The organism is Paraburkholderia lebeckiae (assembly GCF_014201005.1).
GTDB lineage: Bacteria > Pseudomonadota > Gammaproteobacteria > Burkholderiales > Burkholderiaceae > Paraburkholderia > Paraburkholderia tuberum.
Genome location: NZ_JACHDK010000050.1, coordinates 1 through 11,283, shown reverse-complemented (window position 1 = coordinate 11,283; position 11,283 = coordinate 1). Strand labels below are relative to the sequence as shown.

Genomic DNA, 11,283 nt, shown 5'->3' with positions numbered 1-11,283 from the left:
GCTCGCGCGCTCGTCATGACGCACGCCAGGTTACCAGGATTCATTGTAGAAATGTGGGTAATTGAAAGATTTCGTCAAATGTAAACAGACCCTAGCGCCTACGCCTCGTCCCATTTCACCGCTTCGCGGCGGCAACCGGCAGCAGTTCGAGCGTGAGCACTTCGAACGGCGCCAATTGCACTGCTTGCGACAGATCAGCATCCAGTTGAGCAGGAATACAGGAATCCCCCGCACGCCCAACGCTGCACGATTCGAATCGCGCCGCCGCGTGATCCGGCAGTTCCAGTTGGCGCCGCAGGTCGAGTGTGAAGCGTTGCGTGCGACTGCGAGGATTGCGCAGCGTCACGATCGCTTTGTGCGGCGCCCACGCTGCCCAACCATAGGCCGCTTGTTCGTCCGGCGCCCCGCCGATCCAATGACTGTCGCGAAGTATGTCGCCGTTTGCTCGCGCCCATTGGGCGGCGCGCGCAAGCACATCCCAGTCGTGCTCGCCCAGCAGCGCCGGCGTAATGTAGAGCTCCTGCAATTGCGTCCCGGTCCCGAAGTACGACCACACTTCGTTGGAGAATGCGTGGCCCGCCGACGCATTGAGGCGTGGATTGCACTGCGCGTAGAGGATGCCGTGCAGCATCAGCGAATTGAGTGGAAAGAGCGGACTGCGCTCCACGACGTTGTGATACGTCTGCGTGTCGCGGTATGTGATCCAACGCTCGCGGTTCGTGCCGCTGCCCGCCAGGCCATCGTCGCTGCCGCCGCGCCAGATGGAGTCGACGTGGCGCAGCCAGAACGGCGACGGATGCGTACCTGTGGTGAGATTGATGAAGGTTTCGGGCTTGGCCGCGCGGATGTCCTCGATCAGTTGAATCGCCGCGTCCCAATCGCTGTCGAACAGGCTGCCGGGGAACACCCTGTCGGCATTGCCTGTGCCGTCGAACTTGAACTGGTTGACGCCGCCCTTGTCGAGCAAGTCCATCACGACTTCATGAAAGCGCCGGTAATACGTCGGCCCCGATAATGCGAGACCGTTGTCGATGACCTCATAACCAGCGGCACGTCCTCGCGTCACGCGCTCCTGTTTCGGCGTACCGTAGCCGCCCCACGGGGAAAGCCATATGCCGGGAGCGGCGCCGAATCGCGCGGCGGCGTCGCGCAGCGGGACGAAGCCATGTGGAAATGCCTTGCTGAATTGCCAGCCGCCGCCAAGGTCGTCCCAGCCATCGTCGAACAGAAGCGAATCGATCTGCACCCCGCGCGCTGTGTGCAATTCGCGGCCGATTGTTTCGATGCGCTCGAGCGCCTGCTCCTGCGTGTACGGCGTGAGGTAGCCGATGTCGCCCCAGCTGTTGTAGTGCAGAAACGGGCGACACGGGCGAGCCCTTTCCCGCTCCAGATAGATGCCGAAGTCGCGCCGAGCCTGGCCGTCGCTGGCTACGCCTGCCACAGCGGAGTAGATCAGCGTCCTGTTTTTCTCCAGCGGCAACGCGCGATGCAGCATGAAGCCGAGGCTGTCGCCATCCACTTGACTTGTCGCCAGCGGGTGCTCGAAGCCCAGATAGAAGTTGCCCGCAATGACCGGCGTGCCCTTGCGCTCACTACTGGCCCTGGCGCCTGGAGCGCGCGTCTTCAGCAATGAGACGGCGGCGATCGCTTCGTCCTGAAGAAGCGCGGTAATCGCCAGCTGGACGCGCAGATATCGTGACCCTTCGCGCTGCTCCACGCTCCATTGCACCTTGAGGCGTCCATGTGTATCTACCAGGGAGACGCTCGCGCGTCGCCCTGCGATTCGTTCGCCCAAGCGGGACGCATGCGGGTTGGGTTCGAGCGCAGCGTCGCTCACGGGCGCAACGACCCTCAGCTCGGCCAGGCCCATGGTGGTTCCGTCAGCGAGCAGGAGCGTGAACGGCGCGACGATGCGCAACGTGCGTTTGCGCTCACAGTCGATCAGCGAGAAACCGGCGAGATGTTCGTCCTCGTTCGTCCAGCGCGTTGCAATCGCGTCGTTGCCGAACGAGGAGATATGGCCCGTCGTCTGGAGCACGGGCATGCCAGTTTGCGTAGTCAAAGCATGGTTGGCACGCATGGAGAAACCTGTCTCGGGCCAGAAGAAGAGATTTTCGCCGCCCCCGCGAATGGCGTCAGATAACGAACTGCGCCGTGGTGGAAGGCGCGAACAGTTCGTCGATAGTCATTAGCCGTTCGGAAAGCCCCTGCGAATGGTGGTAGCGCAAAAACGCGTTGAGCACCGCTTCGTTGCCGGGCACACCGTAGCGCCAAAAGTCTTTGCCAAGCACGGCGACGGTCTCTTCGTATTCACTTGCAAGCCAGGGCAACGTCGTCTTCAATGCGGCGAGTTCGCTCAGCTCGCGCTGTGCGTGGTTCTTCGCAAGAGTAAATGCTTTGAACACGCTCGCAGCCAACCAGGGATGGCGCTCGACGAGCTCATTGCGAATGCCCACGACATGCATGATCGGAAAGATGCCGGTTTTTGCATAGTACGACTTCTCGGTTGCGCGGAAGTCGGGAAAGAGACGCACGATGTCGGGATGGCCGTCGGTGAACACGCTCGGCGCACGCGGCGCCACGATGCCGTCGATCCGTCCTTCGACGAGCCACTGGTTGAGCGTCGCATCCGACGGAATCGGCTGGATGTCGATCCCCGCGTTGTTTTGCATCGCCACTTTTTCGTGGCGACCCGGCTCTTCGACACCGCCCGTTCGCCAATGAATATCGGACGATCGCACGCCGTATTCGTCCTCGAGAATGCCGCGGACCCAAACCGGCGCGGTCAGCTGGAACTCGGGCACGCCCAGTGTTTTGCCGATGAGGTCGCGTGGCGCCGTGATGCCGCGATCGCGTCGCACGTAAATCGCGGAGTGACGGAACATCCGCGAAAGGAACACCGGGATCGCCGTATAAGGCGACTTCCCGCGCGAGCGCAACATCGTGTAGCTGCTCAGCGATAGCTCCGCGACATCGAATTCGGACGACCGTAGTGCCCGAAAGAAGGTCTCTTCGACCGGAAGGGACAGATAGTTCGGGTCGCAACCCTCGATCTCGATGCGGCCATCGAAGAGTGCGCGCGTGCGGTCGTAATCCCAGCAGGCAACGGTGAGAGGCAGCTTCATTGTGTTCCTTTGATAGTTGAATGTTCTATACACCGGCCGGCTCAATGAGCGGCCGATCCGATCTGCGCGCGAGCAGCCTCGGTGGCCCTCGCGGGATGACGTGAGCGGTAGATGGCGAGCGCATAAATGCTGATCGCCGCGATAACCAGCGGCGCGGCCACCGCGCCGAAAATCATCTTCGCTTCCCAGTGCGCGGCCAGCATCGCACCACCGATCATCGAGCCGACGATCGAGCCGACGCGTCCCATGCCCAACGTCCATGCCACCCCCGTCGCGCGGCTCGCGGTCGCGTAATAGCTTGCCGACAGAATGTTGGTGCCGGTCATGGTGCCGCCGGTGCCGACACCGGTAACGAAGAGCGCCAGCAAAGCCAGGCCGGGCGCGCCGGAGAGATGACCGAACGATGCGAGGCTGATCGACGCACAGACGAACGCGCCGCACAGCACATATTGCGGGTTCATCCGATCCATCAGCACGCCGAGCAGAACCGCGCCAAGGCTGTTGCCGGTGAGATAGAGCGCCGTCATCAACGAAGCGTTATGGAACGACGTGCCGCTTTGCTGGATCAGGATCGGCAGCCAGTTGCCGAGAAAATAGATGACGAGCAGCGCCATGAACGCTGTCGTCCAGAGCAGCAGCGTGCCGCCGCCGATACCGGGGCCCAGCAACTGCTTGAGCGGCAAGCCTTGCACGCGTCGCTCTTCAAGCGTGATCGTGACGTTCTCGAGATCCGCGTCGGGCGCGATCCTTTTCAGAATCGCGCGGGCCTGCGCCTGCTTGCCGCCGCGCGCGACCAGATAGCGCACCGATTCGGGCAACCAGCGGGCGAGCACCACGACAAGCAGGAGCGGAAGCACGCCGCCGAGCACGAGCATCGACCCCCACCCAAACGCGCCGATCATGCGCGACGCGAACAGGCCGCCCAGTGCGCCTCCCACCGCGATACCGCATCCGATCGGCGCAACCAGCGTCGAGCGCAGACGGTCGGGGCAATATTCGGCTGCGAGCGTGTACGCATTCGGCATCGCTCCGCCAAGTCCGAGGCCAGTCAGGAAGCGCAGCGCGATCAGCATGCCGATCGAGTCGGCCCACGCGGACAGCAGGCTGAATAGCGCAAACACCGCGATGGATGCGATGAGCGTCGGCTTGCGTCCGAAGCGATCCGCGACCGGACCGAAGATGAAAGAACCGAGCGTGAGGCCGAAGAGACCTGCGCCGAACATCGGCGCGAGCTGTGCGGGAGCCGCGCCAAAGTGAGCCTTCAACGCGGGCGCGATGTAACCGACAACCACCGTGTCGTAGCCATCGAGTACCAGAATTGAAAAGCAAAGCAGGAACGTGACCACCTGAAACCGCGATAACCGCCGTTCGTTGATCAGATCCTGTAAGACCAGCGTGCCGGTATTGCCCCCGTAGCGCTCCGTATTCATCGTGTCTCCTTTTGCCGTTTGCGGCTCGTTTTAGTTGTTGCAGGCTTGTGTTGCGCGACAGCCATTTGACGGATGGTCTCCGAAATGCGGCGTCCGATATCGGCGAGCATCGTGCCTTCCTGCTGCACGCGCTGTGCGCTGTAATCGTCGAGCGAGCGAACCACGCTGATGCTTCCGGTCACCTTGCCGTCCGCTGCGAAGACCGGCGCTGCGAGCGCGAACACCCCCTCGTCCACCTCGGCAAGCGCGAGTGCATAGCCCTGTTTGCGAATGCCGGCGAGCGCCTTTCGATATTCCGGCCAGCTGGCGCCGAGTGTGGGGGTTCGCGCCTCGTCCTGGTTCTCCAGGTACAGGCGCATCAATTGTCGATCGGGCAGCCACGCGAGCACGGCGGTCGACGTCGCGCCACGCAGAAGCGGCATTGGGCATCCGCGTCGATAGCTCAAGTCCTTGTCGAGATGACCGTATTCGCCGATCGCGACGACACGGTCGCGGAAAAGCCGGCACAGATGCCACTTCTGCGCGGCGGCGAAGCGCGGCAGATCAGCTTCGAGGGTTTGCATCGCGACCAGCATGGGGTCCGATTCCTGCAACTGTCGATTGAGTTGAATAATGCGCGGCCCAAGGCTGTAACGGCCGGTCGCGACCGGTGCCAGCAGGCCCGAGGCTGAGAGTTCCCGGATGTACCGATAGACGGCTGATCGCGTGAACCCGAGCGCGTCAGCTAGCTCGTCCGCGGACCAGACAGGGCTACTCTCGACGAACTGATCCAGTAGCGACAGCATGCGTTCCAAGCTCGAGTTCTTCCCTTGGGCGTCGTCGACTGGTTCGGTTTCGGGCAGGATCCGGGGGCGCTGATTCACCATGCGAAATTTCACATATTTAGGAATTAGGCAATATTCCTACATTATGGAAATAACGGTAATCGGGGGAATGCCTGGGTGATGACGCGCGATAAGCCGCTTCCGTACTGAGTGGATATCGTTGGGCAGCGGGGCAGCGGGGCAGCGGGGCAGTGGCACTTCGAGCGGCGTCGACGAGACGTAGGCCTGATCGAACCCGGTCGCGACACGGAACGTCATCAGAATTGCGGTCACACGCTGTTGCGCCGCTGAAAGTCAGGTGCGATCAGCCGGCACGCGAGGCCGGAACAGGCGAAGGTCGGCTAGAAGCCGTCGATGGGGTATTCGACATCGATTAATGCATTAAAGCGGAAGCTGAAATTCGTCTTTACCTTCCGCTTTATCGGTCAACCACTGGCAATTAAAGCAAAGCATGAACGACAAAGCTCCGATCTGGTGGAGGCTGCCGTGGTCCCGCTAAAGGAGAAGCTGGCTGTTATTTGCAAAGTTAAAGTTGAAGATGGATTTTCTTTCAGGTAATGGATAACGGATTGATTCTAAAGTAACTTAGCGATGACATTTTTGCCCGATCGGCGATTTTCCGCGCCAATGAACCGGCCCCTTGAAGATTTGGAAGAAACTCGCTCGGATTCAACAAAAAGGTGATCAGGGCGGGGCGAGGGTTACGTTGAAGTCTCCGTCGTAAAGTATCTTAGCCAGCAGGCTTCTGTTCGCTGCAAGAGGGCCAATGCGTACTTCAGCCCGGCCGGGGCCACTGCGTTTCGTCAGGGCCCAGAGTCGACTTGGGCTGGCGTTCGGTGGCCGGAACACCATTCAATGAGCCTTTCCCACGGGCGTTGCAAAGTAGCGCGTCGCTATCGATGTGCTGCAACGACGGGACAATTGTGCTTCGCCTCAGCGCGCAACGACGAACGATGTGTGCATGCCCATCTCATAGTGCCCCGGCCGGTTGCAAATCAGCACGTAGCGTCCTGGCGCAAGCTTCAATGGCAGGCGCTTGGTCGAACCCTGCGCCAAGTCTTCCACCTCGCCCATTTTCTTGAACCGGCTTTCCGTAACCAAGCCTTTGTGAACGGGCAGATGCGCGTCGTCCACGTCTGTCCTCAGCACCACGAACTCATGTTCGGTATTGCCGTTCGCTGCGTTGTTCACCTCGAACGTGACGCGTCCGGCCTTCGCTGTGCCGGGATCGAGTTGAATCGTGTGGTCCGTTAGCTTGACATGGATCGTTTCGTCCGCATGACCTCTCAGCGGCACAACGCCGAGCGCAATCGCCGCCAGCACGAACGCAGCATGGTTTCTGTTGATCATGATATTTCTCCTCGAAAGGGTCGCGTTGCCGCAAGACGCGTTGAACCACGGTGCCGGGGTCGCCGGCTCCGAAGGCTAGTGGAGCAACTGTTCTTTCGATGACCGTCGCGCGTCAGTAGGCACGTTCGCCAATATGCATGGTTAGGAACCCTCGTCATCGTCGTGGCCGCTGGAGACCACTGTTCGCGGCGCACATCGCTTCGCCTTCACGCAACGGTGCAAGCAGGCTTGCACGCATTGCGCGCGTGAATTCATCGCGGATGAAGGACCGTGCTCGCCAGTGCAGGCGAACCTCGGTAATAGAACGTGAATGGGCTTCGAAATATTCCGCCCGATGGCGCGTGGGAAGCCGCTTTCCGGCGCGCGCCGTGGCGGAGAACACAAAAGATTCGAACGATCCGAGTGGCTTCCCGGTTCACCGACGTGCTGCCTGGCTCGCCAACGCGCTACTTTCCAGTCGCGCCCCGCGGCCATCATTCGACGTGACGAAGCTCGCGGCGAAGAATCTCTCCGACGCTTGACGTCAGCCCGAGATCTCGCGTCTGGAACCCGAAAGGGTGGCTACCAGGAGCCTGTCGGACTTCAGCGCCCGCCAAGCAACGGCCTGAACGTCGGGCATATTTCGCGAGCTACAGGACAATCAAAGAGTTGCGCATCCCGTTTTTAAATCGTCTCGGGCGATTGTCGTTGCATCGACCGCGACCTTTTGAAGGTAACGCGTTCGATATCCAGAAATCTTGTCCCGGAAGCAACTGGCCTTAGCGATATCCATTGGGTTGTCATGTACCTCTGTCAACGGTCACGAACAGTTGCGTTATGGCATGCTCCTCTATGTCGCGCTCTTCACATGGTGCACGGACGATGCGCATACCTCGATGCACAGCCAAGCGAGCAGTCAGGGCACGGCTGTCTACATTGCTCCGTCCCGAAGGCGTCGACCCCGACGCCTCGATCCTGCTTGTTGCCCGTGGCCTGCGCGGCATCTGCGATGGTTTTATCTCGGTGCTGCTACCCGGATATCTGCTGGCGCTCGGCTTTGGGCAACTGGCTGTCGGGCTCATCAGCACGACCACGTTGTTCGGATCGGCCGTTGCGACGGCCCTGGTGGGTCTCGCAGGCAATCGCTTTGCACAGCCGGGCCTGTTGCTCTTCGCGGCGGTGTTGATGACGGCTACAGGTCTTTGTTTCGCAGGCCTGTCTTCACTGTGGCCTCTACTCGTCGTCGCATTCATCGGCACGTTGAACCCGAGTTCCGGCGATGTCAGCCTGTTTCTTCCGCTCGAGCATGCAAGGCTCGCCGAATCCGCAACGCGTGACGCACGAACCGCCCTGTTTGCACGATATAGCCTCATCGGCGGACTGTCCGCCGCAGTCGGCTCCCTCGCGGCTGGCCTGCCCGATTCGATCAGCGTCCACTCGGGCGTTTCGCCACTCACGGCGATACGCGCGATGTTCACCGTCTACGCGACGGCAGGATTCGTGATCCTGCTCCTTTACCGGCGTCTGCCGGCACGCGAGTCCAGGACCGACATGCCGCGCGTGCCGCTTGGGGCTTCACGCGGAATCGTCATACGCCTTGCGCTGCTCTTCAGCGTTGACGCCTTTGCGGGCGGACTTCTCGTCAACTCGCTGCTGACCTTGTGGTTGGTCCAGCGGTTCGGCCTTTCGCTCGGCGCAGCCGGCCAGTTCTTTTTCTGGGCAGGGCTGCTTGGCGCCGGCTCTCAACTGGCCGCGCCGCCGTTGTCGCGCCGGATCGGCCTGCTCAACACGATGGTGTTTACGCATATCCCCTCGAGCGTATGCCTGATTGTCGCAGCGTTTTCGCCCTCCCTCACGCTGACCCTCGCGCTGCTCCTCGCACGCAGTTCTCTTTCACAGATGGACGTGCCCACGCGCAGCGCCTACGTGATGTCGGTCGTCACGCCCGGGGAGCGTCCCGCAGCGGCGAGCTTTACCGCGGTTCCGCGAAGCCTGGCTGCAGCGCTCGCGCCCACCCTTTCAGGAGTATTGCTGGGCCTTGGGTGGCTCAGTGCTCCGCTAGTCGCGTGCGGCGCGCTGAAGATTGCCTACGATCTTTCGCTGCTCGCCGCATTTCGTCACGTCAGGCCCGACGGAGATTCGTCATGAAAGAACGTATCGGCACGAACCGTCGCCGGGCTGCGATGTTGCTCGTCATTCTTTTGACGGTCGAAATTGCGACACTGGTCGTCCATCACAGCGCGACCGCTGCCGGCATTCCACCCACGGTCGAACTACCGTTGACGCACGTCGCCGACATCCCGCTGCCAGGTCGCGCCACCCGGCTCGATTACGAAAGCTACGACCCTGACCGGCATCTGCTGTTCATCGCACATCTCGGCGACAGCGAAGTAATCGTCTTCGACACGCAGAACTCACGTGTTGTCGCCCGTATTGGAAACATCGCCGCCGTTCATGGCGTCCTGGTGGTACCGGCACAGTCCCGCGTGTACGCGTCGGCGACCGGCACGAACGAAGTTGTTGCCATCGACGAGGCCACGCTGAAAATCACCGCACGTATGCAGGGTGGCGTTTATCCGGACGGAATGGCATATGCACCGGACACCCGGAAACTCTATGTATCGGACGAGACAGGTGGGACTGAAACTGTGATCGATACCCAATCCAATCGCCGCACCAATGCGATCCCTTTGGGAGGCGAAGCCGGCAACACGCAATACGATGCAACATCCCGTCACATCTTCGTCAATGTCCAGTCGCGAGGACAACTCGTCGAAATCGATCCATCGACCGACGCAATCGTCGCCCGGATCGACCTGCCGGGCGCACGCGGCAACCACGGCCTCTATATTGTTGCGCAACGACACCTCGCGTTCGTCGCGTGCGAAGGCAACCACAGACTGCTGACGCTGAACCTGCTCACCAGGCATGTCGACCAGTCATTCGACGTTGGCGGTGATCCCGATGTGCTCGCCTTCGATCCAGGTCCGGGCACGCTCTATGTTGCTGGCGAAGCAGGCATCGTGTCGATGTTTACCGTGGGTCTCTCAACCGTGTCGAAAATCGGCGAAGGTCGCATCGGGCCCAACGCGCATGTGGTTGGTGTCGATCCATCAACGCATCGCGCCTATTTCCCGCTGAAGAACGTCGACGGACGTCCGGTGCTGCGCGTCATGGCGCCTCGGCGGCTTGTGCCGTCGCTGTGAAACGATGACGGACATAGGAGCATCGACACAAAAATGCGCTCAATCCGCGCGGGACTTTTGGCTGCTACCTCAGCCCTCGCTGCTGCTCCGACTAAGCGATCGCATGCTGGCCGACAGGACAGGATGACTTTGTATGCGTCCGACTGATACGGGATGCCCGACGCGAAATCTTACGAAGGCGATTGCGAGAAAAACGTACCATCGTCGCTCGCGACACCTGGTGACAAGCCTTCTGTTGCTCCGACCATGCTGCGGGCGCCGCATGGTGGATCGCAGTAGGAATTCAAGGGAAATCCCCTCTTTCTCGGGGCAGTGGCACTACGACTGGCCGTTTCCTGGCAAAACATGCCTACTAGCGTTGCTGCGACAGCAACTGACTCGTCAAACTGGTTTGAGGTATGTGCCGTCTCCGCGTAGAACCAAAGGCCGATCCCTACGGCGGTCATAAACACACCGAAAGCAAGTCCCCATCCCGGCCCTGCGGTTTGGGATTGCAATCTGTGTAGCTTTTTCACGTATTCCCCGTGCGCTATCCCGTTGGTCTCTATGGTCGCGACTGGGCGAACTCACGGGACGAGTGTGTCGTCTACGATCCGCTGTCCCGCACTGAACCCTGCCATGAGCGCAGCGGCTTCCGTCGCGAAAGGCTGCTGGTTATCTGCTGTCAGGCGTATTGGCGCAATTATGGGCCGAGTAGCTCCCGCCGTTCTAATGTGCACAATTGCGATGAAGCCACGTGGTGGCAGCAATGTAACGTTGCCAGATGCTTCCCACACTGGTTCAAGCTCGACCACGATCTCGAAGCCTTTGTACGTGTAGATTCTTTTCATCTGTCTATTTGAATTGCAACGCCAATGTTTCGCATTTTGCGAAATCAATTCTTCGACGTAGACCCCCTCTCTCTCGTTCCGCAAGGACGGTTCGCGGAAAGTGCTGAGCAATTTTTTCAGGGGGCCGCCATATTGACCTTTGTTTCAAGTTGGGGCTGGTGGGCCGCATGGATGACATTATGCACACGATACCGCTACGGTAAGTGATCGGCGTTACGGGCAAGCACCGGCGCGGCATCGATAGCTCTCGACCGTGTTCAGGCGCCGCTATCGATCGGGGCGTCGCCCCTTCGAAGGGCCGCTCGCCCCTGATGAGGTGACGTTCGCGAGCAGATCGTGACGGGCAGTTTGTGGCCGGCAGTACGCGTTCACACAAGTCGCCGGAAAGCTGCCGTTGAGGAGCCCAACGTCGGCGCTGTAAAACGTTCATCGAACTGGTCCTACCGGCCAAAACCCGACGGTCAACGGACTGCCCTAGATTGCCGACAATTCAATCCAGAGCGATGCGTTGAGGACGTTCCTCTTGCCATCAACCCCTC

Annotated in this window: 8 protein-coding genes; 3 read left to right on the top strand and 5 right to left on the bottom strand. The window is 60.6% G+C overall.

The genetic code is table 11. The features are described 5' to 3' along the window. Positions 1-115: 115 nt before the first annotated feature. From HDG39_RS34045 to HDG39_RS34030, 4 genes are read right to left on the bottom strand one after another with little or no spacing between them, the layout of a single operon-like run. Positions 116-2,080, bottom strand: coding sequence for an enterotoxin (locus HDG39_RS34045; RefSeq protein ID WP_184012615.1), 1,965 nt, complete (start codon positions 2,078-2,080; stop codon positions 116-118). A gap of 55 nt (positions 2,081-2,135) precedes the next feature. Beyond that, positions 2,136-3,125: a substrate-binding domain-containing protein gene (locus HDG39_RS34040; RefSeq protein ID WP_184012613.1), complete on the bottom strand. Its 990-nt coding sequence runs from the start codon at positions 3,123-3,125 to the stop codon at positions 2,136-2,138. Between the two features lie 41 nt (positions 3,126-3,166). Then, positions 3,167-4,555 (bottom strand): MFS transporter, encoded by a 1,389-nt coding sequence (locus HDG39_RS34035; protein WP_184012611.1) that lies wholly within the window; start codon positions 4,553-4,555, stop codon positions 3,167-3,169. Continuing rightward, complete coding sequence (locus HDG39_RS34030) at positions 4,552-5,421, bottom strand: IclR family transcriptional regulator (protein WP_035472091.1); 870 nt, start codon at positions 5,419-5,421, stop codon at positions 4,552-4,554. Before HDG39_RS34030 ends, HDG39_RS34035 begins: the two co-directional genes overlap by 4 nt. 312 nt (positions 5,422-5,733) lie before the next feature. On the opposite strand from HDG39_RS34030, the gene HDG39_RS34025 reads away from it, so the two are divergent. Beyond that, positions 5,734-5,937, top strand: a complete 204-nt coding sequence (locus HDG39_RS34025; protein WP_184012609.1) for a hypothetical protein — start codon at positions 5,734-5,736, stop codon at positions 5,935-5,937. 375 nt (positions 5,938-6,312) lie between these two features. On the opposite strand, the gene HDG39_RS34020 is transcribed toward HDG39_RS34025, so the two are convergent. Next, positions 6,313-6,729 (bottom strand): cupredoxin domain-containing protein, encoded by a 417-nt coding sequence (locus tag HDG39_RS34020; protein ID WP_184012607.1) that lies wholly within the window; start codon positions 6,727-6,729, stop codon positions 6,313-6,315. An 861-nt stretch (positions 6,730-7,590) separates the two neighbouring features. Here HDG39_RS34020 and HDG39_RS34015 point away from each other — a divergent pair. Both HDG39_RS34015 and HDG39_RS34010 read left to right on the top strand, forming a co-directional pair. Continuing rightward, a complete protein-coding gene (locus tag HDG39_RS34015) occupies positions 7,591-8,856 on the top strand; it encodes an MFS transporter (RefSeq protein WP_184012605.1) in 1,266 nt (421 codons plus the stop codon). Beyond that, positions 8,853-9,914, top strand: coding sequence for a YncE family protein (locus HDG39_RS34010; protein ID WP_184012603.1), 1,062 nt, complete (start codon positions 8,853-8,855; stop codon positions 9,912-9,914). The genes HDG39_RS34015 and HDG39_RS34010 overlap by 4 nt, the downstream gene beginning before the upstream one ends. Positions 9,915-11,283: the final 1,369 nt, after the last annotated feature.